General features: G+C 59.8%; 23 protein-coding genes. 13 read left to right on the forward strand and 10 right to left on the reverse strand.

All coding sequences use genetic code 11. The features are described from left to right. Positions 1–104: 104 nt before the first annotated feature. On the reverse strand, positions 105–1,475 hold the full coding sequence (locus BLQ55_RS03610; protein WP_092252421.1) for an aminotransferase-like domain-containing protein: 1,371 nt from the start codon (positions 1,473–1,475) through the stop codon (positions 105–107). Between the two features lie 134 nt (positions 1,476–1,609). Between BLQ55_RS03610 and BLQ55_RS03615 the strand changes: the two genes are divergently transcribed. From BLQ55_RS03615 to BLQ55_RS03630, 4 genes are all read left to right on the forward strand, one after another. Continuing rightward, a complete protein-coding gene (locus tag BLQ55_RS03615; RefSeq protein WP_092252423.1) occupies positions 1,610–2,896 on the forward strand; it encodes a hydroxymethylglutaryl-CoA reductase, degradative in 1,287 nt (428 codons plus the stop codon). Positions 2,897–3,088: 192 nt separating this feature from the next. Further along, positions 3,089–3,565, forward strand: a complete 477-nt coding sequence (locus BLQ55_RS03620) for a hypothetical protein (protein WP_256326517.1) — start codon at positions 3,089–3,091, stop codon at positions 3,563–3,565. After that, positions 3,562–4,950, forward strand: coding sequence for a tripartite tricarboxylate transporter permease (locus BLQ55_RS03625; RefSeq protein ID WP_218130099.1), 1,389 nt, complete (start codon positions 3,562–3,564; stop codon positions 4,948–4,950). Before BLQ55_RS03620 ends, BLQ55_RS03625 begins: the two co-directional genes overlap by 4 nt. Before the next feature lie 36 nt (positions 4,951–4,986). Continuing rightward, positions 4,987–6,006, forward strand: coding sequence for an SMP-30/gluconolactonase/LRE family protein (locus tag BLQ55_RS03630; RefSeq protein ID WP_092252425.1), 1,020 nt, complete (start codon positions 4,987–4,989; stop codon positions 6,004–6,006). Between the two features lie 294 nt (positions 6,007–6,300). On the opposite strand, the gene BLQ55_RS32110 is transcribed toward BLQ55_RS03630, so the two are convergent. Next, on the reverse strand, positions 6,301–6,615 hold the full coding sequence (locus tag BLQ55_RS32110; RefSeq protein WP_170847554.1) for a hypothetical protein: 315 nt from the start codon (positions 6,613–6,615) through the stop codon (positions 6,301–6,303). Here BLQ55_RS32110 and BLQ55_RS03635 point away from each other — a divergent pair. Beyond that, positions 6,523–7,746 carry an OprD family porin gene (locus BLQ55_RS03635; protein ID WP_092252426.1) on the forward strand — a complete coding sequence of 408 codons (1,224 nt, stop codon included), beginning with the start codon at positions 6,523–6,525 and terminating at the stop codon, positions 7,744–7,746. The two genes, BLQ55_RS32110 and BLQ55_RS03635, sit on opposite strands and share 93 nt — an antisense overlap. A 77-nt stretch (positions 7,747–7,823) precedes the next feature. Here BLQ55_RS03635 and BLQ55_RS03640 read toward each other — a convergent pair whose 3' ends face one another. From BLQ55_RS03640 to BLQ55_RS03655, 4 genes are all read right to left on the reverse strand, one after another. After that, positions 7,824–8,624 (reverse strand): IclR family transcriptional regulator, encoded by an 801-nt coding sequence (locus tag BLQ55_RS03640; protein WP_092168902.1) that lies wholly within the window; start codon positions 8,622–8,624, stop codon positions 7,824–7,826. 74 nt (positions 8,625–8,698) lie between these two features. Then, positions 8,699–10,039, reverse strand: a complete 1,341-nt coding sequence (locus BLQ55_RS03645) for an MFS transporter (protein ID WP_092197971.1) — start codon at positions 10,037–10,039, stop codon at positions 8,699–8,701. Positions 10,040–10,124: 85 nt separating this feature from the next. Next, positions 10,125–11,714, reverse strand: coding sequence for a GMC family oxidoreductase (locus tag BLQ55_RS03650; RefSeq protein WP_092197968.1), 1,590 nt, complete (start codon positions 11,712–11,714; stop codon positions 10,125–10,127). Positions 11,715–11,742: 28 nt separating this feature from the next. Next, positions 11,743–13,173: an NAD-dependent succinate-semialdehyde dehydrogenase gene (locus BLQ55_RS03655; protein ID WP_092252428.1), complete on the reverse strand. Its 1,431-nt coding sequence runs from the start codon at positions 13,171–13,173 to the stop codon at positions 11,743–11,745. A gap of 193 nt (positions 13,174–13,366) precedes the next feature. Between BLQ55_RS03655 and BLQ55_RS03660 the strand changes: the two genes are divergently transcribed. Genes BLQ55_RS03660 through BLQ55_RS03675 form a run of 4 tightly spaced genes read left to right on the forward strand, consistent with a single transcriptional unit; the run spans position 13,367 to position 16,559 of the window. Then, the gene (locus BLQ55_RS03660; protein WP_092197962.1) at positions 13,367–13,762 is read left to right on the forward strand and encodes a cupin domain-containing protein; all 396 of its coding nucleotides are present in this window, start codon (positions 13,367–13,369) and stop codon (positions 13,760–13,762) included. Beyond that, positions 13,759–14,526 carry an HpcH/HpaI aldolase family protein gene (locus tag BLQ55_RS03665; RefSeq protein ID WP_092197959.1) on the forward strand — a complete coding sequence of 256 codons (768 nt, stop codon included), beginning with the start codon at positions 13,759–13,761 and terminating at the stop codon, positions 14,524–14,526. Before BLQ55_RS03660 ends, BLQ55_RS03665 begins: the two co-directional genes overlap by 4 nt. 30 nt (positions 14,527–14,556) lie before the next feature. Continuing rightward, the gene (locus BLQ55_RS03670) at positions 14,557–15,486 is read left to right on the forward strand and encodes a DUF6282 family protein (protein ID WP_092252430.1); all 930 of its coding nucleotides are present in this window, start codon (positions 14,557–14,559) and stop codon (positions 15,484–15,486) included. Positions 15,487–15,497: 11 nt separating this feature from the next. Continuing rightward, positions 15,498–16,559 (forward strand): beta/alpha barrel domain-containing protein, encoded by a 1,062-nt coding sequence (locus BLQ55_RS03675; protein WP_092252432.1) that lies wholly within the window; start codon positions 15,498–15,500, stop codon positions 16,557–16,559. A gap of 166 nt (positions 16,560–16,725) precedes the next feature. Here BLQ55_RS03675 and tssI read toward each other — a convergent pair whose 3' ends face one another. Together tssI and BLQ55_RS03685 are read right to left on the reverse strand one after the other, a co-directional pair. Then, entirely contained in the window at positions 16,726–18,054 is a 1,329-nt protein-coding gene (tssI, locus tag BLQ55_RS03680; protein WP_092252434.1) for a type VI secretion system tip protein TssI/VgrG, read from the reverse strand. A gap of 139 nt (positions 18,055–18,193) precedes the next feature. Beyond that, complete coding sequence (locus tag BLQ55_RS03685) at positions 18,194–19,297, reverse strand: polyamine ABC transporter substrate-binding protein (protein ID WP_092252436.1); 1,104 nt, start codon at positions 19,295–19,297, stop codon at positions 18,194–18,196. A gap of 138 nt (positions 19,298–19,435) precedes the next feature. Between BLQ55_RS03685 and BLQ55_RS03690 the strand changes: the two genes are divergently transcribed. After that, a complete protein-coding gene (locus tag BLQ55_RS03690) occupies positions 19,436–20,227 on the forward strand; it encodes a response regulator transcription factor (protein WP_092252438.1) in 792 nt (263 codons plus the stop codon). A 28-nt stretch (positions 20,228–20,255) separates the two neighbouring features. On the opposite strand, the gene argC is transcribed toward BLQ55_RS03690, so the two are convergent. Continuing rightward, positions 20,256–21,185, reverse strand: coding sequence for an N-acetyl-gamma-glutamyl-phosphate reductase (gene argC, locus BLQ55_RS03695; protein WP_092197950.1), 930 nt, complete (start codon positions 21,183–21,185; stop codon positions 20,256–20,258). A 114-nt stretch (positions 21,186–21,299) separates the two neighbouring features. On the opposite strand from argC, the gene BLQ55_RS03700 reads away from it, so the two are divergent. The 3 genes from BLQ55_RS03700 to BLQ55_RS03710 all read left to right on the forward strand — a co-directional run bounded on the left by BLQ55_RS03700 (position 21,300) and on the right by BLQ55_RS03710 (position 25,186). Next, positions 21,300–22,184 carry a LysR family transcriptional regulator gene (locus tag BLQ55_RS03700; RefSeq protein ID WP_092252440.1) on the forward strand — a complete coding sequence of 295 codons (885 nt, stop codon included), beginning with the start codon at positions 21,300–21,302 and terminating at the stop codon, positions 22,182–22,184. Between the two features lie 145 nt (positions 22,185–22,329). Then, positions 22,330–24,189, forward strand: a complete 1,860-nt coding sequence (locus BLQ55_RS03705; RefSeq protein WP_092252442.1) for an ABC transporter ATP-binding protein — start codon at positions 22,330–22,332, stop codon at positions 24,187–24,189. A gap of 103 nt (positions 24,190–24,292) precedes the next feature. After that, positions 24,293–25,186, forward strand: a complete 894-nt coding sequence (locus BLQ55_RS03710; protein ID WP_092252444.1) for a LysR family transcriptional regulator — start codon at positions 24,293–24,295, stop codon at positions 25,184–25,186. On the opposite strand, the gene BLQ55_RS03715 is transcribed toward BLQ55_RS03710, so the two are convergent. Then, positions 25,174–26,385: a (R)-mandelonitrile lyase gene (locus BLQ55_RS03715; protein WP_256326519.1), complete on the reverse strand. Its 1,212-nt coding sequence runs from the start codon at positions 26,383–26,385 to the stop codon at positions 25,174–25,176. The two genes, BLQ55_RS03710 and BLQ55_RS03715, sit on opposite strands and share 13 nt — an antisense overlap. Positions 26,386–26,444 lie beyond the last annotated feature (59 nt).

The following is a 26,444-nucleotide window of genomic DNA, read 5'->3' on the forward strand; positions in this document are numbered from 1 at the left end:
AAAGGGATAAAAAGCGATAAATAAGAAACCCTAACCATGCCCAAGAGGAATGATTAATCCCATGGGTCCCCCTCCACCTGCATGAGCAGAACCGCATCCACCTCTCATTGTTGCAGCGTGGACTTGAAGACAGGGTCGTTCAGATACGCCACATTGAGTCTCGTCCATGGATTGATACGTGATTGCTCAGGCGAAAAAATATGTCCGGGAGCGATCATGAACCCCTTCGGCAACAGCAGCCGAGTCAACTCCCTGGCATCGTCGAAATGGGGAAACCTGGCCCATAAATACAGGCTTTGCTCAGGACGACAGAACACCTCGGCCCCCATCTCATCCAGCATTTGCAACGCTGCGGCGGTAGCCGATTTGACCCGCTCCTGAAGCCGAATCAAGTGCCTCAGGAAATGCCCCTCCATTAACACCACGTCGACCGTTCGCTCGCAAAGCTCGGAAGAACTGGTGTGCAGCAACATTTTCAGGTCGCCCAACTCATCGATAACTTCCTTGCTGCCCGCGATGAACCCCACTCTCAGGGCTGCGGAAACGGATTTCGAAAAGCTCCCCACGTACAGCGAACGCTTCAGTTGGTCCAATGCCGACACTCTGATGGCTGCGGCGGGCTTGAAGTCAGCCAACGCGTCATCGTCCACCAAAATGAAATCATGCTCCTGTGCCAACTGAACCAGTCGATGGGCCTTAGCCGGCGAAATGTCAGACCCGGTCGGGTTATGGCCAACGGACTGCAGGAAAAACAGTTTCGGTTTATGCCGGCGCAGGTGTGCTTCCAGCGCATCAAGATCCGGGCCATCGGGCAAGCGCGGCACGGACAGCATTCGAGCACCCTGCAATTGCAACTTGCCGAACAAAGGGTAATAGCCTGGATCCTCGACAAGTACCGTGTCCCCCGACGCAAGGAAGCGTCGGATGATCAGGTCCAGCCCATGATTCGCACCGTGAGTCGTGACGATTTGCCGAGGATTCGCGCTAATGGCGTAAGACGCCAGCTTCTGCACCAGATGCTGGCGCAGGCTGGCATTGCCCAGGCGATTTCCGTACCTGAACAACGTGGTAACCCCCATCCGCATGATTTGCCGGGTGAACTTGTCCAGGCGCATGTCCATTAACCACTCGACGGGAGGGAATCCTTCCCCAAGAGGCGAATGCCCGGGCTCACGGACGAATTGCTGGCGCATTAGCCAAATGGTATCCATCGCCCTGGCATAGGGCGGCGGTTCCTCAGGTTCGTAGTGACCGCTGGTGCCTTGCTTGACGAAAAAACCCTGCCCATGCCTGGCTTCAACCAAGCCTTGAGAGGCCAGCGCTTCATACGCCGTGATGACCGTATTCTTTGAATGTCCCAACAAACGCATGCATTCACGAAGTGACGGCAAACGGTCGCCCACACGATAAGTCCCGTCGTCGATCCGGGCTGCCAACGAAGCGGTGAGCTGCTGAGCCAGGGTCATTCTGCTCATATCGAGAATCCTTCCAGGGCCAGCGTCAAGGGTACAGCTTAGGTACTGTCCGTCCAAACTGTACCTTCTTTACAGGCACAGAGCGGAATAGTGTGACTTCAACTTAAAACAACAACCGCGACAGGACTTTCCAGATGAGCATCGACTCTCGCCTTCCCAATTTTCGCAGCCTGACGCCTGCCGAGCGCCTCAATCACCTTCAAGACCTGCTCGACCTCCCGGCCGCTGACGTTGCCCTGCTTGGCGAGGAAGGCGCGCTCCGGCTCGAAATAGCCGATGGCATGATCGAGAACGTGATCGGCAAGTTCGAATTACCGTACGCCGTCGCCAGCAATTTCCAGATCAATGGCCGAGACGTGATTGTCCCACTGGTCGTGGAAGAGCCTTCCGTCGTTGCCGCTGCCTCTTTCATGGCCAAGCTTGCCCGTGACGCGGGGGGATTCCTGACGTCCAGTTCGCAACCGCTGATGCGCGCACAAGTCCAGATCGTCGACATTGAAGACCCTTTCAATGCCCGCCTCAGCCTCCTGCGTCGCAAGGACGACATCATTGAATTGGCAAATCGCAAGGATCAATTGCTCAATAAGCTGGGGGGCGGTTGCCGGGACCTCGAAGTCCACACCTTTGCCCAAAGCCCGAGAGGCCCCATGCTCGTGGCTCACTTGATCGTGGACGTGCGTGACGCGATGGGTGCCAATACCGTGAACACGATGGCGGAAGCGGTCGCCCCGTTGATGGAGGACATCACCGGCGGGAAGGTACGCCTGCGCATTCTCTCGAACCTCGCCGACTTGCGCCTGGCCCGTGCCCAGGTCCGCATCGCCCCAGCGTTGCTCACCACTGCCGCTTATAAAGGTGAGGACGTGATCGAAGGCATTCTCGACGCCTACAACTTTGCCGTCATCGACCCCTACCGTGCCGCGACCCACAACAAGGGCATCATGAATGGGATTGACCCGCTGATCGTCGCCACAGGTAACGACTGGCGCGCAGTGGAAGCGGGGGCTCACGCCTACGCTTGCCGCGATGGGCACTACGGCTCGCTGACAACGTGGGAAAAAGACAGCGAAGGGAATCTGGTGGGCACTCTCGAAATGCCGATGCCTGTCGGGCTGGTCGGCGGCGCCACGAAAACCCACCCACTGGCGCAACTCTCCTTGCGCATTCTGGGGGTGAAAACCGCTCAGGAACTCGCCGAAATCGCGGTCGCTGTCGGCTTGGCCCAAAACCTCGGCGCATTGCGAGCGCTCTCTACGGAAGGCATCCAGCGTGGCCACATGGCGCTGCATGCACGCAATATTGCGCTGTCAGCCGGCGCGAAAGGCGATGAAGTGACTTGGCTGGTCAAAGAGATGGTCGATGCACGGGACGTTCGCTCCGACAAAGCGGCTGAGCTTCTCAAGCAAAAGCGGGCCGAGTGATGAATAGCCATCTCGGACTGCCCGTTCGATTATTGGTTGATGCCAGGGAGTTCATTGACGCTCATCCGGGTCGTGAAACGGCGTCCAGGGTTGCGCGAGCACTCTTGGCAAAACGACGACGAGAGGCCTGACTCCGCTACGTTCCTTGATGTTCATAACAATAAAAGCTCGCAAGGGCAGTAGGAGAAATCCTTGAAATCCGATCTCTATGAATTATGGGGTGACACCGTGAACGGTCGTCACCTGATTTACGCCATGGCCATAGGCGCAGTCGTCAGCCTGGGGTCTTTTTTCCTGGCGAAGCACCTGCTCGTGGGGTGGGTAGACAATGTCCAGATGGCCAAGGCCTACGCCATGCTGGTGGGCATCGTCGGCTGCCTGGTGGGGGGAGCCATCAGTGCAAAGCTCTTCAAACCCAAGCGCAATGTGGTAGAGCACCAGGCAGATCCTGCGTGGCGGGCAAAGGTTTTGGCGGAATTGCAGGAGGAGTTCGCGGACCTTGGAAACCTGTCGGATCTACCCGCAAAAGCACTCGCTGAACTGCACGAAATGGATCTTTATGAGGTGTTTGCAGATTACGAGACAAACCTCACGCGTGCCGCTAACGCACAAAAAGACGCAACGGTAGCCCCGGTCGCTCCGATCCGGGCCAACGGTGGCCGGTCATGATGACACCCCTGTTGGAGCAGATTCTCATTGCGTTCGGGATGGGCATATTAGGTGCAGTGATCTTCGCCGGGATTGGCCTCATCTCGGGCAGCGATGAAACCACCACCCTCGCCCCGCTTACATTACTCGTGGTGCTGTTGGGTGTACCTGCGCCCGGTGTCCTGACGTTCTTTCTCGCAGGTGCAGTGGCCAAACACATGACCCACGCCGTGCCCACGGCATTACTGGGCATCCCCGGCGACACCCTGGCAACACCCCTTATGCGCGAGGCCAACTTCCTGCGCAACCTGGGCGTACCGCACGTAGCCCTGCGCAAGATGATTTCAGGCGCTGTGATCGCGGCGCTGATTGCAGTGCCCACGGCGGTGCTTTTCGCCGTGATGCTCGCGCCTTTTGGCGACACGATCAAGCGCGCCGCCCCCTGGGTCTTCCTGCTCGCTGCGATCGCCATTGCATGGTTTTCCAAGGGGCGGCTTGCGGCGGTGCTCGCGCTTGTCCCCTTCGTGATGGTCATCGTCGGCCTACAAAGCATCACCGGACAATACGGCGTCAAGCTGAGCGTCAGCTATTTCCTCGGTATCGCCATTGGCCCGCTGATTGCCGCGCTATTTTCAATGCTCGCCCCCGCTGAACGGGAGACGATGAGACGCCAGCACGTGCGCACCTTCTCGCTGTCTGCGGATGTGAAAGGCTGGGGCGGTTTTTTCCCCAACCCGCTCAAGGTGCTGGACAGCAGACAAAGCCTGTGGACTGCGATCACGGCCATTATCTCCAGCGCAACGTTCGTCTTCAGCCCCGTGGCGATGACCGTGATCATGGGCGAACTCGTCGGGTCACGGGTCAAGCATGTCTACCATCGGCTGACAACAGTGATCACGGCCCGTAACGGTGTCACTGAAGCGACATACATCGCTGAAGCCTTGATCCCGTTGATCGCGTTTGGCTTGCCGTTGAGTCCGGTCGCCGCAGGGCCGGCCGCACCGCTGTTCAACGCCCCGCCTCGCTTCAGCGTTGACACCGCCACCGGACAGGTCAACAACCTCCATACCCTGCTCAACACGTGGGAGTTTCTGGGTTATGGGATGCTGGCGGTGATCGTGGCGATCCTCATTGCCTACCCCTTCACGATGAATTACGCCCACCGGGCAGCGTCCTTCGTCTCACGCAAAATCAGTCACGAAGCGGTGATCTCGACGTTTGTCGGCCTGATCCTGGTGATCGGCATCTGGGAGGGCGGAGCACTCGGCCTACTGGTCATTGTCACCGTCGGCCTGCTGGGTGGTTTTCTATCGCGCTTCCTTGGCTTCAACATCGGCGTGCAGTTCATGGGGTACTACACCGCCGTACTGACGGTGCCGGCCATCGTCGCCCTGTTGAGCGTATGAGCCACTTCAACATAACAACAAACGAAGGTAACCAACATGCGCAAAAACCACTTGGCTTCCCTGTGCCTGGCCTTCAGCGCTGGCATCCTGCAAGCCCACGCGGACGCTATCCCCACGCTGAACTACCCGGCAGAGGGCCAGCAACTCCAGGCCATTGGGTCACCCGAAAAAGAGTTGCCGACGGTGACAGCCGATCTGTGGCTGAAGGTGTCCGACGGCCCCCTGCAACTGGAAGGTCCATCGTTCGACAGGGCCGGCAATCTGCTGTTTGTCGAGGTGTTCGGGGGGCAGGTTCTAAAGGTCGATCCCGAAAAGAAACTCAGTGTCGTCGTGCCGAAAAACGCGCTGGGAAGTGCGGGACTGGCTATTCATAAAGACGGCAGATTGTTTGTGGCAGGGCTGGGTAATTTCAAAAATACCGGCAACCTGACAGCCTACAAACCGGACGGCTCGGGAAAACAAGTCATCATCCCGGCAAGCAAAAACCATCTGGTGGATGACCTCGTGTTCGACAGCACGGGGGGATTTTACTTCACCGACTTCAAGGGCACATCGACTCAGCCCACCGGCGGCGTCTATTACGTCCCTGCTGGCGGCAAGACAATCGTCTCGATCCTGCCCAATCTCGCGATCGCCAACGGCATTGCGCTCTCTCCCGACGGCAAGACCCTTTGGGTCACGGAGTTCGCGACGGGGCTGCTGCACCGAATCGAACTGAAAGATGCCAAGACAATCGCGCCCTTCGGGGAAGCCGTTGTCTACCGGTTTAGCGGCCCATCACCTGACTCAATGCGTGTCGATCAAGATGGCAACCTGTACGTGGCCCTGTACAGCCAAGGCCGCGTGCTGGTACTCAACCCTAACGGCTTGCCCATCGGCCAGATCTTGATTCCAGGACGGGAAAAGGGTCACTTTCTTCGCTCGACGAGCATGGCGCTCAAGCCCGGTACCAATGAGGTTTATCTCGTGAGCAATGACGGCAGTCTCGGCGAAGGCAGCGCTATTTTCAGAGCCAAAGGCTTTGCCAATGCTGCGAAACTGTACTCCCATCAATAGCGAAATCCCGACGCATTCCATCACGGCTGCGCCCCTATCCGAGAGTCTCACTGATCCGGGCGCACTCTTCCCTGATCGGCCGCCCTTGTGACGTTTGATAACCGACTTCAGTACCCCCCCGCTCCGCGCCTGCCAGGCACTTCTTCTCCCCCCGCTACGCACAGGCAACGCCTGGAAAAATCCCGCCGCATCAGCTGCGTCGAACCCGTTTACGGCGCTTGACAGCATTCTTCATAGGTCACTACCATCGACTCATCGAGAGAAACAATATTTCTTTCAGAGATACAAATGAATTTAACTCCTGGCCCGCACCCATTTGTGCGAAGAGGAATGACTGAGCCCATTATTTTTTCCCATCCGCCAATCAAATAAGGAGCTTCCATGAAAACCTAAACGATAAAAGACCGCCCCTTCACTGGCAGAACGCTGCACGCCCATAACAACAATTACAGCGCCGACTGTTTCCTGACCAAAGGAAATGGCTGGACGCTTGCGCACGCCTGGAACATGACTCATATGAACAATAAACATGTTTTGACTGTTGCCCTCACCTGCACGCTCCCCCTGAACGCGCTCGCCGACAACGGCGGCTTTGTCGAGGATTCTCACTTCTCGATCAAAGCGCGCAACTTCTACATGAACCGCAACTTCCTCGATGACCGCACTGCGCAGAATTATTCCGAAGAATGGGCGCAGGGTTTCATCGGTATCTTCGAGTCCGGTTTTACACCGGGAACGGTCGGGTTCGGTGTGGATGCCATCGGCTTGTTGGGGATCAAGCTCGACACCGGCAACGGGCGCAAGGGCGGCGGCACGCTCCTGCTCGAAGAAGATAGCGACGGGGCCAAGGACGAGTACAGCAAGGGCGGTATGGCGCTCAAGGCGAAGCTATCGAAAACAGTGTTGAAGTACGGTGAGCAGTTGGTGAACCTTCCGGTGCTGGCGACCAGTGATAACCGTCTGCTGCCGGAAACCACCCAGGGCTGGCTGGTCACCAGCAAGGAACTGCCCGGCCTCACCCTCAACGCAGGGCATTTCACCGCCCTGCGCGGGCGCGATCAGAGCGGGCACGACAGCGGCCGCCTGACCGACCTTGACCTGATCGGCGGCACCTACCAATTCACCCCCAACCTCAGCGCGCGAGCCTACCACTCGGACGTCGATGACTACTGGCGCAAGAGCTACGTGGGCGCTACCTCAATCCTGCCACTGGGCACGGGCTACAGCGCAACCTTCGACTTCAACGGCTACGACACCAAGAGTCAGGGCCAGCAACGAGGCGGCGTCCTGGACAACCGCATCTGGAGTCTGTCGGCATCCCTGACGGCCGGGCCTCACACATTCCTGATCGCTCACCAGCGGGTCACCGGCACCGGCAATTACACCTACGGCGTGGACGGTAACAGCACAGTGTTCCTGGCCAACTCGGTTCAGTATTCGGACTTCAACTATGAGAACGAACGCTCGTGGCAGGCACGCTACGACTTCAACTTCGCTGCCCTCGGCGCACCGGGACTGACGTTCATGACCCGCTACCTCAAAGGCACCGATTTCCACACGGCGCTGACCGACGACGGCCATGCGTGGGAACGGGACATCGAGATGAAATACGTGCTGCAATCGGGCCCGGCCAAGGACCTGTCGTTCCGGGTGCGCCAGGCCAGTTTCAGAAGCCCGGATCGCGGGCTGAACTTCAACGAAGTCCGGCTGATTACCGAGTACCCGATCAACGTTTTCTGATCGTTATCGCCTTGAAAAATAAAAACCCCAGACCTGAATCAGGCTGGGGTTTTGTTGTGAGGAGCAGGTGCGGGACATCACAGGCGCTGGTAAGTCCCCGCGTGAAGGCGCTCGCTGATTTCTGCCGCAGCCGATTGCAGTTCGCGCAGCATGGCCGCTGGCGGAGGCGAAGGAATGGCCGCGCTTGGCCCGACGATACCGATGGTACCCACGATCACATCGTTCTCGCGAAAGATCGGGCAGCACAGGGCGTTGATGCCCATGGTCACTTCGCTGTCGGCGTCGTCGTACAGACGCTGACGAATCAACTCCAGACGCTGCGCCAACAACTCAGGCTCATGCAGGGTGCGTTCCGTCAGTCGCGGCATCTTGCGACGCATCACTCGCTGCTGACTGGCGGCATCGGCGAACGCCAGCACTGTACGGCCCTGAGCCGAGCAGTAAGGCAATACGCGGTTGCCCGGCTTGACCGAGATGCACACGTTGGCCTTGGACTCGACGCAGGACACGACCAGAGCGGTGTCATGGGTGGCGACAGCCAGCAAGGCCGACTGCCCCGTGGCATCGCGGATACGGGTCAGGTATGGGTCTGCGATTGCGCGCAGGTCGAACTGCTCGCCCGCAGCCTCGCCGTACGCTACCAGGCGAGCGCCCAGCAGGTATTTCTCAGTGACGGGATCCTGCTCGAGGATCCCGAGCTGGCGCATCGAAGCCAGATGCCGGTAGGTCCTGGGCTTGGCGGTTTGCAGCTGATGCGCCAGTTCGGTCACACCCAGAGGACGGCGCGCAGCCGTCAATTCATCGAGCAGACGGAACACCATTTCGACAGACTCGAGCAATACCGGTCCGGTGGTGGGCTTTTCGTCATCCTGTTCCAAGAGGTCACCTCAGATCGATCACTGGAAAAGCCCGATTGTATCTCCTGCCGAAACGCTTGTGTTGTTCTGCGATATCAAATTGCAGAAGGCTCCGGCATGGCCACCACGGCTTGCGCGCTGGTCGGCTTGACTCTCGACATCACCCACGCGCCGATCAGCGTCATGACTGCCAACACGTACAGGCCATACTCCAGATGCCCGCTGCTTTGCTTGATCCAGCCCATCATGAACGGGCTGGCATAGCCGCCCAGATTGCCGACGGTGGCGATCAGCGCGATACCCGCAGCTGCGGCCGTGCCGGTCAGCAGCACGCCAGGCAAGGCCCACAGCACACAGAAGCCCGCCAGGCCGCCGGACATCGCCAGGCTCAGACCGGCCAGCGACAGTACCGGCTGATCATGAAAGAACGCAGCAATCGCCAGGCCCAGTGCCGAGGCGAGGTTGCACAACGTGCCATGCCAGCGGCGTTCCCGGGTTCTGTCCGAATGGCGGCTGACCAGCACCATGATCACCGACGCCACGGCAAACGGAATCGCCGCAATCAAGCCGGTGTGAAACAGGCTCTTGACCCCCAGGCTCTGCACGATCTGCGGCAGCCAGAACGACACGCCGTAGGTACCGCACAACAAGGCGAAGTTCACATAGATCAGGCACCACAGCCCCCTGCTGACGAATGCCGCACGAAAGTTGTGCCCCGCCCCTGCCGCCTCGTGCTCCTGCCGTTGCTCGGCCAGATGCTGCACGACACGCGCATTCTGCGCCGGGGTCAGCCAGTGAACGTTGCCAGGGCGGTCATCCAGATAGAAGAACACCACAATCCCCAACAGCACGGCAGGCATGCCTTCGAGCAGGAACAGCCATTGCCAGCCCGCGAGCCCATGGACCCCAGCGAAGGTCTGCATGATCCAGCCGGACAACGGACTGCCCAACACGCCCGCCATGGCAATCCCCAGGTTGAACCAGGCCATGCCCTGTGAGCGGGCGTAGGACGGAAACCAGTAAGTCATGTAAAGGACGACGCCGGGATAGAACCCCGCCTCCGCCATGCCCAGCAGGAAACGCAGGATGTAGAACGACGTCGGTGTCTGGACGAACATCATCGACATCGACAGCAGCCCCCAGGTGATCATGATCCGGGTGATCCAGTACCTCGCCCCGACCCGCTGCAGCATCAGGTTGCTGGGGATTTCACACAGGCAATAGCCAAGGAAAAACACCCCGGCGCCAAACCCGTAGGCCATGTCGCTGAGGCCGACGTCGGCCGCCATCTGCAGCTTGGCGAACCCCACGTTCACCCGATCGAGGAAGGCAATGATGTACAGCACGAAAAGGAACGGCAGCAGGCGCCAGGCGATGCGATTCCAGAGGAGACTGTCCTGTTCGTTGTTGAAGGTGTTACGGGAGATAAGATTCATCGCTGTACTCTTGTAATTGTTGTGCATGCGAAGAGAAACCGATTCCGAAAACCGGCTTGTTTCAAGACATCCGAAGTTCAGGAAATCAGGCAGCGCTCCCCAGGATGAAGTCGGCGCAACGTTCGCCGATCATGATACTGGGCGCGTTGGTATTGCCACTGACGATCGTCGGCATGATCGAAGCGTCAGCCACACGCAGCCCCTGCACACCGTGCACTTTCAGGTCCGGGCCGACCACCGCATCGGCGTCGGTGCCCATTCGACAGGTGCCTGCGGGATGGAAGACCGTCTTGGCCACGCTGCGCACATAGTCCTCCAGCACATGATCGGGGATGTCGTCGTGGTTGGGCAGCAGCAGCATGTTTTCCACCACGCTGGCCAACGCCGGCGCGCGCAGAATACGACGGGCAAACCTGACACCGGCGACCATGGTGCGCAGATCGTGTTCGTCGCTCAGGTAGTTGGCCTTCAGCGCCACGTCCTGCATCGGGTCTGCGCTCTTGAGGCGCAATTGGCCTCGGGAACGTGGCCGCAGCGCACAGGGGTTGATGGAGATGCCGTGGCCGCCGGGCGGCAAACGATCGATGTCGCCGACCAACGCCGGCACCACGTGGAACTGCACGTCGGGGCGGCCACAGCCGGTGGCATCGACGAACGCACCACTCTCGACCACGTTGGAACTCAGCAGTCCCGAACGATTGGCCAGGTACTTCAACCCATGGCCCACGGCACGCAGGCCTCGATCATGGCCCAGCAAACTGACCGGTTCGCGGGTCTGGGCGTAGACCGAGGCACTGAGGTGGTCCTGAAAGTTCTCGCCCACCCCCGGCGAATGCACCCGCGTGGCGATGCCCATCGCTTGAAGATGACTCTGCGGGCCGATACCCGACAGCATCAGCAACTTGGGCGAAGCGACCGCACCGGCGCTGACAATGACCTCGGCCCGTGCCGTAAATTGTGTCGCAGCGCCACCACGACCCAGCGCCTGCACGCCTGTGACACGGCTGCCATCGAACAGCAGCCCCGTCACATGGGTATCGGTCATGACGGTGAGATGAGGATCGCGTCGCATCGGCTTGAGGTACGTGACAGCGGAACTGGCGCGACGTCCTTGTGAGGTCGTGGTCTGGTAGAAGCCTGCACCTTCCTGCTTCGCACCGTTGAAATCATCGGTCTCGGGCACGCCGGCCTGCACCGCTGCCTGAACGAACGCGCGACTCAAGGCATGCCGGTGATCCGGGTCGCTGACCTTCAGCGGGCCGTCCTGGCCATGCAGCTCGCCACCCAGGCGAGCATTGGACTCGCAGCGGCGGAACACCGGCAAGACATCGTTCCAGCCCCAGCCAGGGCAGCCGCTGGATTGCCACTCGTCGTAGTCCTCGGCCTGGCCGCGAATGTAGATCATGGCGTTGACCGAGCTCCCGCCTCCCAGGGTACGTCCCTGGGGAATGTAGATACGACGCTGATTGACGAAAGGCTCAGGCTCGGTGCGGTACATCCAGGTCCGCTGCGAACCGTGAACGCGAATGAAAGTGCCGGGAATGTGGATGTAGGGATGATTGTCGGCAGGACCGGCTTCGAGCAGCAGCACCTGCTTGCCCGCCTGTGCCAGCCGTGCGCTCAACGCACAGCCGGCCGAGCCGGCACCGACCACGATGTAATCGAAGGTTTTCATTGTTATTGTTCTCGTTAGTGGCGTCTTCTCAGCCGATCTGGCTGACGAATTTGGTGGTGAAATAGGCGTCCAGCCCTTCGCTGCCGCCTTCGCTGCCGTAGCCGCTGTCCTTCACGCCACCAAACGGTGTTTCCGGTGCTGCCAGGCCAAAGTGGTTGATGGACACCATGCCCGATTCCAGCTCGTCGGCCAGCAAGGTGGCGCGCTGGATCGAGCGGGTGAACGCAAAGGCGGCCAACCCGAACGACGGACCGTTGGCTTTCTCGATCACCTCTTCGACGGTGTCGAAGCGAACGATCGAAGCGATGGGCCCGAACGGTTCTTCATTCATCACCCGGGCGTTGTCCGGAACATCGGTCAACACCGTGGCCGGGTAGAAAAAGCCGGCGCCTTGTGCCGGTTTGCCGCCTAACATCAACTGCGCACCGACAGCCAGTGCGTCATCGACGTATTCCTGTACCGCGCTGACCCGACGCGGGTTGGCCAGTGGTCCCAGGTGGGTCGAAGCGTCATGACCATCCCCCATCTTGATCGCCGCTCCGGCCTGGCAGAATGCGTCGACGAACGGCTCGTAGATCGACGACTGCACGTAGAAACGCGTCGGCGACGCGCAGATTTGCCCGCCGTTGCGAAACTTCAGGCCGGCCCCCAGCGCCGCCACGGCCTTGACGTCCACATCGTCACAGACGATGAACGGCGCATGCCCGCCCAGTTCCAGGGTGCAGCGTTTGAGGTACTGCCCGGCCAGCGCGCCCAGTGCACGGCCAACTGGCACGGAGCCGGTGAACGACACCTTGCGAATGACCTCGGAGCGAATCAGGTAATCGGAGACTTCGGCAGGCACGCCGAACACCAGGTTCAGAACGCCGTTCGGCACACCGGCATCCTGAAACGCCCGGCACAATTCGATGCACGACGACGGCGTTTCTTCCGGTCCTTTGGCAATGATCGAGCAGCCCGCGGCGAGTGCTCCGGCGATCTTGCGCACCAGTTGGCTCACCGGGAAGTTCCATGGACTGAATGCCGCGACCGGGCCCACCGGTTCGCGCAGGACGGTCTGCCGCACACCACGGGCACGGGGCGGAATCACACGCCCATAGGCGCGACGTCCTTCCTCGGCGTACCAGTCGATGTGATCGCCAGCGCCGAACGCTTCAAGCTTGGCCTCTGCCAGCGGCTTGCCCTGCTCCTGAGTGATCAATGCAGCGATCTCGTCCGAACGCTGACGCACCAGATCGGCAGCTCGACGCAGAATCTTCGAACGCTCATAGGCAGACGTCTTGCGCCAGGCCTGGAACCCACGTTGCGCGGCGGCCAGCGCTCGGTCCAGGTCGACCGTCGAAGCCAGGCTCAGCTTCGCGATGACCTCGCCGGTGGCAGGGTTGAAGACATCCGCCTGGCGCTCGTGAGCACCGGTGGACCACTGGCCATCAATGAGCAGGGATTCAATAACTCGCATATCACGGGCCCTTCAGAAATTAATCACATTTGATTTCATTGAGAGAAATACTATTTCTCTGAATGGCGCCATCCTAGATTTCCAGAAGAACGGGTGTCAAGCCAAAAAAGTCACTTGACCGCCTATTTGCGTGGGCGTTAGCTTTATCTCAGAAAGAAACACAATTCTTACAAAAGAAACAAAGGAATCACCGATGAGCCTAGCCAACGCATTGCTTCACAACTGGAATGACCTGCCACGCGAGACCGTTCGCAAAGGCGTCGAGCGCGTCGCGTTCCGCGGGGACGACACGCTCTGTGTCATGAACTGGCTGACGCCGGGGATGGACGTGTTTCCCCACAGCCACACCTTCGAGCAGCTCGTCATCATCGTGCAGGGTCGGGTGCGCTTTCATCTCGGCGACGACGTCGTGGAAGGTGGCCCGGGCAGCATGATTCGCATCCCGCCCCACGTGGTGCATTACGCAGAACCTGTGGGCGATGAGGTGGTGATGAATCTGGATGTGTTCTCGCCGATTCGCGATGATTACCGCCACCTGATCGAATACCAGGCGGCCGAATTTGCGGGCGCCGGGCACCAGCCGTCATGAGCCGCACGGATTTCGCGGCCAGGCTGCGCGGCGGTGAAGCGCTGATCAGCACCTTCATCAAGACGCCCAGCCATGCCGTGATCGAGATCGCCGGTGACTGCGGCCTGGATGCGGTGGTGCTGGATGCCGAACATGCGCCCTTCGACCAGGGCAGTCTCGATCGTGGGTTGCTGGCCTGCCGCGCCAGCCATGTCGCAGGCTTGGTGCGCGTGGCCGACGATCGCGCCACGACTCTGCTGCAAGCGCTGGATCTGGGGGCCGATGGCCTGGTGCTGCCGCATATTGTCCATGCCGCCCAAGCCAGGCAGGTCTTGCAGGCCACCCGCTACCGCAGTGGCAACCGCGGTTTCTCCAACTCGCCAAGAGCGGGCGGTTATGGCCGCGCGAATCTGGCAGAACACCTGGCCGCCGAAGACGGTCGCCACGGGATCATCGCGCAAATCGAAGACCGTGAAGCGCTGGACAACCTCGCGGCCATCGCCAACGTCGAACAGATCGACTGCCTGCTGGTGGGCCGTGCGGATTTGAGTGTGTCGCTGGGCGTCAGCACGCTGGATGACCCGCGCGTGGAGTCCGCTGTCAGCCGGGTGATCGACGCGGCACAACAGGCCGGCAAGGCGGCCGGCATTTTTGTCTCCAACAGCGAAGACCTGGCGCGCTTCCGCGCCATGGGCGTGCGCTTTTTCATTCTGGGTGCAGACCAGGCGGTGCTGCGCGCCGGCTGGACACAACAGGTCCGGCATTTTCACGGCCAGGTTCGCTGAGCCCTATCCAAAACAACAAGAGGTAACGTCATGAACGCCATTGTCAAACCCACCACCGAGGACCGCCGGGCCCACATCGACAGCCTGATGCGCGGCGCCATCGACCTGCACTGCCACAGCGGCCCGTCCGTGATGCCCCGCTACTGCGACCATCTCGAGGCCATGCGTGAAGCCAGCGAAGCCGGGCTCAAGGCTGTGCTGCTCAAGGATCACTACTACAGTTGCACACCGGTCACGACCTTGCTGAACAAGCATTTCAGCGAGCTTGACGTGCACATGCTTTCCGGCGTGCCGCTGAACAACGCGGTCGGCGGCCTGAACGTACATGCGGTCGAACATGGTTTGAAACTGGGAGCGAAACTGGTCTGGATGCCGACTTTCTCTTCGGCCAACCACATCGCCCACCACCATCAGGACGCCAAGTTCACCGAGAAATTTCCACAGACCACCCAGCGCATGCTGCAACCGATTCCGCTGACCGTACTCGATGACGACGGCCATCTGAAAGAAGAAGTCAAAGCGATTCTGGACCTGATCGCCGCCGAAGACATCGTGCTTTCCGCCGGTCACCTGAACATTCGGGAAATCTGGCCGCTGTTCGAAGAGGCTCGCAACCGCGGGGTCAAGCGTCTGTTGGTCAACCATCCGACCTACGTGGTCGACGCGACCCTCGATGACATGCGTCAACTGGCCAGGGACGGTGTGTTCATGGAGCACTCGATGTGCATGTGGGTACCCGGTTCGAAGTTCAAATTCTACGATGATCAATTCCTGCGACAAGTCATCGAAGCCGGCACGGTCGACCTGACCATCCTCGGCTCCGACCTCGGGCAACAGGGCAACCCGAGCATTGCCGAAGGCTTTCGCAACGTGATCGGCCAACTGCTGGACCTGGGCTACAGCGACGAGGACATTCGCAAAATGACCTCTGGCAACGCCTCCCGTCTGATGAACCTGTGAGTGGAACGACCATGACGCGACTCACCACACCCATCGCAAGGCTGACGCTGAAAAACCCGGTCATCTGCGGCGCCGGCGAACAGACCATGACCCGCGAGGCCATTCGTGCCGCCCTCGCCAGCGGAGTTGGCGCGGTAGTGGCCAAATCCACCAACGAATCCCAGGCCGCCAAACAGCAACTGGACAAGACCGACTACGTGCTGCTGGATTCGAACTGGAACCGTTTGCCGTGGGACTTCTCGCCACCCGCCGATGCCAGCCTGTTCGGTCGCTCCGGCCTGGTTCAGCGCGAGTTTTGCGAATGGCTCGATGAGCTGGCGGTATTGGACATCGAAGCCCGACGGCAAGACGCCTATGTCATTCCAAGCCTGATCCTCAGTGACCTTGAGCAATGCGCCGAGTACGCCCGGCAGATCGAACAGGCCGGTCTGCGCGTACTGGAGCTGAACATCGGCGCACCTCACGGCGAGGAAGCGGCCAAGGGCGCCATCGTACTGGAACGGGGAGCGGCGCGAATCGAGGCGATTGTGTCGCGCATTCGCAAGGCCACCACCCTGCCCTTATGGATCAAGCTGACCGGACAGAGCGAGGACGTGGTCGGCCTGGCTCAGGCGGCACGTCGGGGAGGCGCGGACAGCGTGGTGATGATGGGTCGCTTCATGGGATTTCTGCCGGATCTGGACACCGGCCTGCCGATGCTTGGGACCAGTGCAGCCATCGGTGGCGGCTGGGCGCTGCCACTGACCGCACGCTGGCTGATGATGACCCGCAAGGCCATGGGCGACAGCTACCCGCTGATCGCCACCAACGGTGCCCGTAACGGCCTGGATGTCGCGCGTTTTCTACTGGCGGGGGCCTGCGCCACCGAGATGACGTCGGCGGTATTCGCCGGCGGTTACCCGGTCCTCTCACGCGCCGTGCAGGAGCTGGACGACTATGTCCGCCGGCGCGGCCTGAACGTGGAACAACTGCTGGGCAGCGCAGCCGATCAGGTGCAGACCTATCAGCAACAGGCTGACCGTCCCGACTGGTGGAAACACTTCGCCCCGGAGTGCCCAGGGTCTCCAGGCTGAAGCGGCTTGGCCGGGAGATCACTGAAAGCTGGCGATTGATGTTGCCGTAAAAGCCCCCCGCCCGGGGGCTCGTTACCACCATATCGGTTTGAAGGTTTGCCCCGAATATTTCCCACCGACGATCGCTCCCCCTTGCGCCCCGAAGGGAAACAACGGCAAGCCCGCCTTAGCGACAACACAGGCAACCACTGATCAGCGGTTGATCGGGGTCGTTTTCAAGAAATGTAACCACGACTTCCATGCCCGTCCGCAAAGGCCCGATTTCACAACCCCAATCGGAGGGCCCCATCAGCCAACACCGACTCTTGTCGTCAAATCTGTCGTCGCGGTCCCAGGGGAACTTGACCTTGATCCTTGCCAAGCGCCCATCAATCTGGATCTCCTCGTCTGGCAAGGCGATGACTACAGCCGTCTGGTCGCTTGGCACCTGAGGTTTCTTGTGGGCCAACGACGGACGATAGGACACATTCCATGGCAGAACGATAAAGCGGTTGCGGTAACCCTGATGGAAGTCACCCTCGTGCACCGTGTTGCCACTGGCGACATCCTCATTCAATACCTGTGGTTGCCGGCCTTCGTGGATAACCTGGGTCAGTAGCCATAGGGCGTTCCACTCCTGGCGCGGATGGCCTGAGATTTCCAGCACATGGCCGCTGACTAACCGAGTCTGGTCACTCTGCCCTTCGGCTTGACGATAAGCCGCATGGCGACGCTCCATAGTACGAAGACGTCTCTGCTTGCCGTGCTCATGACCGGTGAAGCGCTCCAGCCTGTCATCGTCTTCAATGTCCAGCTGTCGCTCGACGCCGTCGTTGCGGTGCGAGTCACGACGGGGGAGCCGCCCCAGGCGCAGGTTGATGCGCTTGATCAGTGGCTCGTTGCTCACCCTATCGCGCGCTTGCCCATAAGCAGTGGGCTGCCCGATCCCGGGAAAAACCGCCTGATCGTCACCAAAGACCAGCACGTGGCCTTGAACACTGTGCTGGAAGTGAAAGTGGATACCCTCTTCTTCGCACAAGCGCTGGATAAAGTGCAAATCCGTTTCGCCGTACTGGGTACAGTAGTCACGCCCTGGGTAGGTCGCGCCCAGGTGAAAGCGATAGGCGTCGCCCAGAATGCCGTGCTCTTCCAGGATCAAAGCGACGATTTTCGGCACCGAGAACTGTTGATAGATCCTCTGGCTGATGCGGTGCCGCAAGTAGGACAGGTGGGGGACTAGGGCCAGGCTGTAATGCGTCAAACCCTGGCCGTGACCGCTTTGTGCGATGTGGTAGACCCGTCCATGAATGCCGTTGCCCTTCGCGTCTAACGTCAGAAAAGCCTCTTTGTCGAAGAGGCTTTCGAGATCCAGGTCAGAGCGCTCGCTAACACACTCCACATTGAAGAGGTAAGGCCTGCTGATTCCCTCTTCTCCAGTGAATGCGAGCACTTGAACATCGTGCTCGAAACCGTTGATGGTCAAACTGAACTGCGTTTGATTGGCTGGGCTGAACATCCACTGTTCTCTTTTTACATGGGGCGGCGCAATGGACCGGAAGACGCCGGACTGATGAGTTTACAGATACCAACCAGCCCTGCGCCCCTGTATATCGGCGTTTACGTCTTACTTTCCAGGTATCCAAATCAAAGCCGGATCACACGCCGCTCTTCACTTTGGTCCAGATCCGCGTGCGGATGCGCTCCAGCTTCAATGGCAGGGGTTCAAGTGGAATAAGTGTAGCGATCGTCTTTTTGTCTGGATAAATCCAGGGATTGTCTCGCAGTTTCTGCTCGACAAACTCGGCGGCATCCTTATTTGCGTTAGGGTATAGCGTGTGGTTTGAGGTCTTGGCGATAATTTCTGGTCGCAACATATAATTGATGAACGCCATGCCTTCCTTCGGATGAGGCGCATCTTTTAGCAAAACCAGATTCTCCGACCAGGACAACGCGCCTTCGCGGGGAAGACTGTAGGTAATCTTGCGTCCCGTATTGGCCTTCTCGTTGATAGCCTGTGCCGCCAGGGCACCATTGGCCCATCCCACCACCGCACAAATATTGCCGTCAGCCAAGTCGGCGTCGATTCTTGACGAGTCGAAATAAAGGACATAAGGCCGGATCTTCAACAGCAGGGCTTGAGCTTTCTGGTAATCATCCGGGTTCTTGCTGTTGCTGGGGAGTCCAAGGTAATTCAAGGCAATCGAAATGATCTCGCTTGGCGAGTCAAGCATTGCCACGCCACACGACTGTAGCTTACTGATGTTTTCTTCTTTGAAGATCAGATCCCAGCTATTTACCGGAGCATTGTCACCCAATGCCGCTCTGACTTTGTCAACGTCATAACCGATGCCAGTAGTGCCCCACAAATAGGGTACCGCGTAGCGGTTACCAGGATCATTGACCGCGAGTTGGGCCAGGATGTCAGGGTCGATATGTGAAAAGTTACTCAGCTGATGACGATCCAAAGGCTGAAGAACGCCCGCCTGGATCAGGCTTGGCAACACATTGGACGTCGCCACGACCACGTCATACCCGGTACGCCCGGCCATGACCTTGCTCTGCATGATTTCTGCGCTGTCGAACGCATCCATATGCACGCGCGTGCCAGTTTCCTGCTCAAACTCCTTTGGCGTCTGCGGCGCAAGCAATCCGAACCAGTTATACAGATAGATCCCGGGCTCTACAGCTGCCACTGAAGTGCTTATCCCTGCCCAGAGAAGCGAGACCGAAAAAATGGTTCGCAAATGTGACTTTCTCATGCAACATCCTTGTCAAGACGATATGCCCTCATGGCCATCGTAAACACTGGCAGCGAATATACCGGGTGTTACCGAATAGTAAATACCTACGAATACTTACCTTTGACTTGCGAATCCCTAACCCTAAAGGGGTAGAAAATGCCGTTTGACCTCCATAGCCTGGCTTGGCATCGATCGATCGGGAAGCTGATCATGCAGCTGAATCGTCCAGATTTCTGGAGTTCCCTGGTTCGCACATTGAATGAATATGTACAGATCGATAATTGGGTTGTATTGATTTTCAGCAATGAACACGTGCAAGTCGTCAGCCTTCCTGAGGTCGCCGATGCGGAAGAAGTCGACGCATTCACTCATCGCTATGTGAAAGGTCTTTACTTGCTGGATCCATTTTATATAGCCAATCGGGAAAAACCACAGAGTGGCTTCTTCCACCTATTGGACATTGCGCCGGAATACTTTCTTAAAACCGAGTATTACCACCAGTACTTTGCCCAATACATCTCCATGGATGAGGCACAGTACAATGTCCAGCTCGACCCCGACCGAACGTTATGCATTTCCATCGGCAGTAAAGTCCGCTTCAGCCAAGAGCAAATAACCATCCTTGACATTATCAAGCCGTGGGTGATTGCCTTGATGCATCAGCGCATGGGTTTTGAGATTGACGTAGAAAAAACGCTGACCGAGCCGCCGCTGTGGCCAGAAACGCTCAGTCAACTTGGCACACAAATTACCGCACGCGAAAGTGACGTACTCCGCTTATTACTCAGCGGTTTTTCCAACAAAGAAATAGCCGGAAAGCTGTCCCTCTCGGCGGAGACCATAAAAGTTCACCGCCGCAACATTTATGCAAAATTGAACATCAAGTCACAATCTGAACTGTTCGCTCGATTTTTCATGCCAAAACAGAGTATTCCCGCTCCCCACTGAAGTCAGGGCACCACGCTGATTGGCGCGGTCATGCGCCTGCCAGCATCAGGTCCAGATTCTGCACCGCCGCGCCCGCGGCGCCCTTCCCAAGATTGTCAAACACCGCGGCCAGCAAAACCTGCCCGGTCTCATCGTTCTCGAACACCGACAATCGCAAATCATCTGTGCCGTTCAGCGCTTGGGGATCAAGGAACGTCAACTCTTTAGCTTCCTGCATCGACATCACGTGTACATGGCGTGCATCGGCGTAGTGCTGGGTCAGACACGCATGCAACTGCACCGCGCTCACGCCAGGCGCCAACAAGCGGGTTTGCACAGGTATGGTCAGCGCGATCCCCTGCCGAAAAGCGCCATAGGCCGGCACAAACATCGGCCGTTCCGTCAGCCCGCTTTGCTGCTGGATCTCCGGAACGTGCTTGTGTGCCAACCCCAGCCCATAGACCTGAAACGCCGGCGCCTGCGATGCGCCCTCGCCCTCATATTCTTCTACGCCGGCACGCCCTTTTCCGGAATAGCCCGACACGGCGTAAATATTCATCGGGTAGTCCGTGGGCAGTAGCCCAGCCTCCAGCAGTGGACGTAGCAGCCCTATCGCGCCCGTGGGATAGCAACCAGGATTGCTGACCCGCCGCGCCGTGGCGATTCGCCTTGCCTGCCGCGAGTTCATCTGCGCGAAACCGTAGACCCAGTCTGGATGGGTGCGGTGCGCGGAACTTGCATCGATCACGCGTACAGCCGGGTTTTTGATGCTCGCTACCGCATCGCGCGCAGCCGGGTCGGGCAGGCAAAGCATTGCGATGTCGCAGTCGTTGATGGCTTCAGCGCGGCGTTGCGGATCCTTGCGATAGTCGGCGCTGAGGGTGAGCAGCCGCAGATCGCTCCGGTCGCGCAGACGTTGATGGATTTGCAACCCGGTGGTGCCTTGGTCGCCATCGATGAATACAAGGGGACTTGCCATGGCATGCTCTCGAACATTGAAAATCAGGAGCTCCAATGTTCAGCGAGGCGCTAAGATAGGAAAAGTTGAATTTATTAACGCTGTAATTCAGTTTTCCTGAAGAAGGGCTCACTTATGCGGGAAATCAGCCTGGACCGGCTGCGTACGTTGGTGGCGATTGCCGACCTGGGATCGTTTGCCGAAGCCGCGCGCGTGCTGCACCTTGCGCCCCCCACTGTCAGCCTGCATATCGCCGACCTGGAGTCGCGGGTGGGTGGCAAGCTCTTGTCGCGCACACGTGGGCGCGTTCAGCCTTCAGCGATAGGAAATACCCTGGTGGAGCGCGCGCGGCGCCTGTTGGCGGATGCGGAGCAGGCGCTCGAGGACGTGGAGCGTCAGGTACAGGGATTGGCCGGACGTGTGCGGCTAGGCGCCTCCACCGGGGCCATCGCACAGTTGCTGCCGAACGCTTTGGAAACGTTGAGCCAACGCCACCCCGCTATCGATGTGCAGGTCGCGGTGCTCACCTCCCAGGAAACCTTGAAGAAGCTTGCCGAGGGCTCCTTGGAGATCGGTCTGGTCGCGCTGCCGCAGTCGCCGGTGAAGGGCCTGCGGATCGAGCCGTGGCGACGGGACCCGGTCATGGCCTTCTTGCCGGCTCGCTGGGAATGCCCGGATACCGTGACACCCGGTTGGCTGTCCGCTCAGCCGTTGATTTTGAATGACACCACCACTCGCCTTTCGCGCTTGACGTCGGAGTGGTTCGCCAGTGACGGCCTGCAGCCTGTGCCGCGCATCCAACTGAACTACAACGATGCGATCAAAAGCCTGGTGGCGGCGGGATATGGTGCGACGTTGTTGCCCCATGAGGCCTCCACGCCATTGCCCGATACCCGGATCGTCATGCGGCCATTAAAGCCCTTGTTGTGGCGTCAACTGGGTATCGCCCACCGCAGTCTGGACATCGAGAGGCCTACGCAACATGTACTGGATGTGTTGTGGGAGTTGAGTGCGCAGTGATGCCCTCGAATGCGTCTGCGCACGGCGATCCGCCGCCGGATGAGTGCCAATCCCTGAGAGCGCTCGATTCGACCACAGCGCCACAGAACCCTCAAGGCAGCCTTTAAGTGGCAGAATCTCCTGATCGATCGTTTCGGAGACCCCCATGCTTCGCGTATTTGAACAAAGGCTCGACCCTTTCCCGCCCGACGAGGTACCGCCGCCGCCCGAAGGCCTGGCTCGGTTTCTCTGGGCCTGCACACGGGGCGCCCGCGGTTACATCCTCGCGTTTGCACTGCTCAGCGCCGGTGTGTCGATCTATGAAGCCTGGCTGTTTTCCTTCCTCGGCCAGGTCGTGGACCTGCTCTCGACCTGGCAGGCCGGCGGTGAGGCGGCGGCGCAGGAAAGTCGCGTGCTGTGGGGCATGGGCCTCGTCATGCTGGCCAGCATCGGGCTGGTAGCGTTGCGTACCATGGTGCAGCACCAGATATTGGCGATCAATCTGCCGTTGCGGCTGCGTTGGGACTTTCACCGCCTGATGCTGCGGCAAAGCCTGTCGTTTTTTTCCGACGAGTTCTCAGGCCGGGTCACCACCAAGGTGATGCAGACTGCGCTGGCCGTGCGTGACGTGCTGTTCACCCTGATCGAGATCGCCCCCGGAATCGGCGTGTATTTCATCGCGATCATCGCATTGGCCGGTGGCTTCGCCCTGAAACTGATGCTGCCTTTCGTGGCCTGGATCGTGCTGTTCGGGCTGGCCATGCTCTACTTCGTACCCCGCCTGGGGAAAGTCGGGCAGGAACAGGCCAATGCGCGCTCTTCGATGACCGGGCGTATCTCGGACGCCTACACCAACATCACGACCGTGAAGCTGTTCTCCCATTCCAATCGTGAAGCGCACTTCGCCCGCGCGGCCATGGAGGATTTCAAACAGACCGGCTTTCGCCAGATGCGTCTGGTCAGCCAATTCGAGATCGTCAACCAGGCGTTGGTGGTGGGCTTGATCATGGCGGCAGGCGGTTATGCCCTCTGGCTGTGGCACCAGGGCGACGTCGGCGCCGGTGCCGTGGCGGCGATCACCGCCATGGCGTTGCGTATCAACGGCATGTCGCACTGGATCATGTGGCAAATGACCTCGCTGTTCGAGAGCATCGGCACCGTGCAGGATGGCATGGCCACCCTTACCCGCGGCCCCAAGGTGCAGGATGCGCCGGACGCGGGGGTGCTGGTGACCTCAGGCGGAGCGGTCACCTTCGACAATGTGAGCTTCAACTACAATGGCGAACGCCAGGTGCTCGATGGCTTGAGCCTGAACATTCGCCCGGGGGAGAAAATCGGCCTGGTGGGCCGCTCCGGCGCGGGCAAATCCACGCTCATCAACTTGCTGCTGCGCTTCTATGATGTCGACAGCGGGCAGATCCGCATTGACGGGCAAGACATCGCCCGCGTGACGCAAGACAGCCTGCGCAGCGCTATCGGCATGGTCACCCAGGATACGTCCCTGCTGCACCGCTCCATTCGCGACAACATCGCCTATGGCCGACCCGATGCGAGCGACGCACAAATCCGCCGTGCCGCAGCCAATGCCCAGGCCGATGAGTTCATCAGCCAACTGAGCGACCGCCAGGGTCACACCGGCTACGACACCTTGGTCGGCGAGCGCGGCATCAAACTGTCGGGCGGCCAGCGCCAGCGCATCGCGATTGCCCGAGTGATGCTCAAGAACGCCCCGATCCTGCTCCTTGACGAGGCGACCAGCGCGCTGGATTCGGAAGTCGAAGTGGCCATCCAGGAAAGCCTAGATGAAATGATGCAGGGTAAAACCGTCATCGCCATCGCCCATCGGCTGTCCACGATTGCGGCGATGGATCGACTGATCGTCATGGATGATGGACGCATCATCGAACAGGGCACCCACACCGAATTGCTCGCCAAGAACGGCATCTATGCGCGGCTGTGGCACCATCAGAGTGGCGGGTTCCTGGGTGAGGACCGGTGGGTGAGCGAGGCGATGGATCAGGTATGAGCATGGATGGCCCGGAGAGCAGCGTTCACTTCACCCCGATGGCCCCAGCCGATGACTGGCACCAGTGCCATAATCCCTCCCTGCTCATGCCAGAGACGGATCAATGACCACCGAACGCTACGACCAACTCGCCATCTTCGCCGCCGTCGCCCAGGAGCGCAGCTTCACCCGCGCAGCGGCCAAGCTGGGCATGTCGCAACCGGCGCTGAGCCGGGCGATGCGTCAGTTGGAGGAGCAGCTGGGGGTCAGGCTGCTCTCGCGAACCACGCGAAGTGTCGCCCCGACCGAAGCCGGTGAACACCTGCTGCGGGTGGTCGCGCCGCGATTCGAAGAAATCGATAACGAGATAGCGATGCTCAGTGAGTTTCGCGATAAGCCGGCGGGTAAGTTGCGCATCACTGCCGGTGAGCACTCCGCGATCACGATCTTGCAATCCGTTCTCGCCAGGCTGCTGCCAAACAATCCCGATCTCAATATCGAAATCATCGTCGACTACGGTTTTACCGATATCGTCGCGGAGGGTTTCGACGCCGGTGTACGGCTGGGCCCACAGGTCGCCAAGGACATGATCGCCATGCGTATCGGCCCTGACATGCGCATGGCGGTTGTGGGCTCGCCAGCGTATTTCGGCCGATATCCCAAGCCAGTCATCCCTGACGACCTCACGGCGCACAATTGTATCAACCTGCGCTTGCCGACCCATGGCGGCCTTTACATCTGGGAGTTCGAGAAAAACGGTCAGGAAGTGAAAGTCCGGGTGGAAGGCCAGTTGGTGTTCAACACTATCGCGATGCGCCTGAAGGCAGCCCTTCAAGGTTTGGGACTGGCCTTCATGCCGGAGGACCTGGTGCAGGACGCTGTCGCGCAAGGCCGGTTGATTAGGGTGCTGGAAGATTGGTGCGAGCCGTTTTCCGGCTACCACCTCTACTATCCCAGTCGCCGCCAAAGTTCACCGGCCTTTACGCTGCTGCGCGAAGCCTTGCGCTACGTGGGCTGATTGGCCTGGACGGTGTCCAACGCTTCACTGGCACGCTTGGCCGCGGCGGCGTCGCCCTGCTCGTCCAATAGCTGGATCAATTGCCGCAGCTGTGCAGCGCTCAAGCCGACTCGCAGGCTGGCGGCCATGTGCGAGCGCAGTTGCGACTCCACGCCGGGAGTGACCGCCAGCGCGGCGACTGTCGCCAGCTCGCGGCTTCGCCAGTCCAGGTTGTCACGCTCGAAAATGTCGCCGAACAGGTGCGCCTGCAAGTACTGGTTGATGACCGGGACGAAGTCGAACAACGGCCCCTGGACGGGCGCACCGGCAATGCGCGTCTGATTGGCCGTGCCCGCCGCCAGCAGCGCATCGCCGGTAGGAATCAGGCGAGCGGGCTCGCGTCCCGGGTCGTCCTGGACGCCGCGTTGCTTGCGGGCCTCGACCACTTTCATCAATTCACCGAGGGCGTTGAGGCTGCGGGGAAAGCCGCTGTAGGCGTAAAGCTGCACCAGGATTTCCTTCGCCTCGCTGACGGTGAGGCCGGCATCCAGCCCTTGATTCAAAGCCGTATCGAGGCCGGGCATGTTGCTCGTCGCCATGGCGGCGGCAATCAACGGGATGGCTTGCTGCTTGGCTGATAGGGTTTGTGAAACCGCCACGGCATCCGGCTTGGCCGTTGTCGTAGACGTTCCAGCGGCGCCGTACTGTTCTTCGCTGACCTTCTCCATCCACTCCACGTTCTTGCCCTCCACCGTACCAGTGACGGCCAGGTGGGTCATGGCGCTCGTCGGCGCGGCGCCATGCCAGTGCTTGACGCCTGGCGGACAAACGATCACGTCGCCCGGACGGATCTGCTGCACGGGTTTGCCCCACTCCTGCGTCAGGCCGACACCGGAAATCACCACCAAGCGTTGTCCGGCGGGATGGGTATGCCAGGCCGAGCGCGCGCCCGGTTCGAAGCTGACGTAGGCGCCGGAGGCATTGAATTCATCGGTGGCGGGGAACAGAGGATCTACCCGTACTCGCCCGGTGAAATAGTCCGCCGGGCCTGCGGCGGCGGCCTGGCTGCCGGCCCGGCTGATCTGCTGCGAAACCCGGGATTCGCTGGAGCTTTGCGTACTGGCGGCGTCGGCAAAAGGCGCCGCCGCGCATAGCGCAAAACAGAGGCTACCCGCCTTGGCTGCGGCGGGTACTTTCGGTGGGGTCGAACGCAAAGTCATTTGGCTTTCCTCTCGATTGATATCGCAGAGAAGCAAACTACCCTTGCCGCATTAATCGA

The sequence above is a fragment of the Pseudomonas sp. NFACC13-1 genome (assembly GCF_900104425.1).
In the GTDB taxonomy this organism is placed as follows: domain Bacteria; phylum Pseudomonadota; class Gammaproteobacteria; order Pseudomonadales; family Pseudomonadaceae; genus Aquipseudomonas; species Aquipseudomonas fluorescens_AA.

Coding starts and splice junctions, on each gene's coding strand:
- BLQ55_RS03700 (WP_092252440.1), top strand. CDS start 21,300: ATGCGGGAAATCAGCCTGGACCGGCTGCGTACGTTGGTGGCGATTGCC.
- tssI (WP_092252434.1), bottom strand. CDS start 18,054: ATGTTCAGCCCAGCCAATCAAACGCAGTTCAGTTTGACCATCAACGGT.
- BLQ55_RS03655 (WP_092252428.1), bottom strand. CDS start 13,173: ATGCGAGTTATTGAATCCCTGCTCATTGATGGCCAGTGGTCCACCGGT.
- BLQ55_RS03660 (WP_092197962.1), top strand. CDS start 13,367: ATGAGCCTAGCCAACGCATTGCTTCACAACTGGAATGACCTGCCACGC.
- BLQ55_RS03710 (WP_092252444.1), top strand. CDS start 24,293: ATGACCACCGAACGCTACGACCAACTCGCCATCTTCGCCGCCGTCGCC.
- BLQ55_RS03705 (WP_092252442.1), top strand. CDS start 22,330: ATGCTTCGCGTATTTGAACAAAGGCTCGACCCTTTCCCGCCCGACGAG.
- BLQ55_RS03645 (WP_092197971.1), bottom strand. CDS start 10,039: ATGAATCTTATCTCCCGTAACACCTTCAACAACGAACAGGACAGTCTC.
- BLQ55_RS03630 (WP_092252425.1), top strand. CDS start 4,987: ATGCGCAAAAACCACTTGGCTTCCCTGTGCCTGGCCTTCAGCGCTGGC.
- BLQ55_RS03665 (WP_092197959.1), top strand. CDS start 13,759: ATGAGCCGCACGGATTTCGCGGCCAGGCTGCGCGGCGGTGAAGCGCTG.
- BLQ55_RS03690 (WP_092252438.1), top strand. CDS start 19,436: ATGCCGTTTGACCTCCATAGCCTGGCTTGGCATCGATCGATCGGGAAG.
- BLQ55_RS03670 (WP_092252430.1), top strand. CDS start 14,557: ATGAACGCCATTGTCAAACCCACCACCGAGGACCGCCGGGCCCACATC.
- BLQ55_RS03615 (WP_092252423.1), top strand. CDS start 1,610: ATGAGCATCGACTCTCGCCTTCCCAATTTTCGCAGCCTGACGCCTGCC.
- BLQ55_RS03715 (WP_256326519.1), bottom strand. CDS start 26,385: ATGACTTTGCGTTCGACCCCACCGAAAGTACCCGCCGCAGCCAAGGCG.
- BLQ55_RS03635 (WP_092252426.1), top strand. CDS start 6,523: ATGAACAATAAACATGTTTTGACTGTTGCCCTCACCTGCACGCTCCCC.
- BLQ55_RS03625 (WP_218130099.1), top strand. CDS start 3,562: ATGATGACACCCCTGTTGGAGCAGATTCTCATTGCGTTCGGGATGGGC.
- BLQ55_RS03675 (WP_092252432.1), top strand. CDS start 15,498: ATGACGCGACTCACCACACCCATCGCAAGGCTGACGCTGAAAAACCCG.
- BLQ55_RS03610 (WP_092252421.1), bottom strand. CDS start 1,475: ATGAGCAGAATGACCCTGGCTCAGCAGCTCACCGCTTCGTTGGCAGCC.
- BLQ55_RS03685 (WP_092252436.1), bottom strand. CDS start 19,297: ATGAGAAAGTCACATTTGCGAACCATTTTTTCGGTCTCGCTTCTCTGG.
- BLQ55_RS03650 (WP_092197968.1), bottom strand. CDS start 11,714: ATGAAAACCTTCGATTACATCGTGGTCGGTGCCGGCTCGGCCGGCTGT.
- argC (WP_092197950.1), bottom strand. CDS start 21,185: ATGGCAAGTCCCCTTGTATTCATCGATGGCGACCAAGGCACCACCGGG.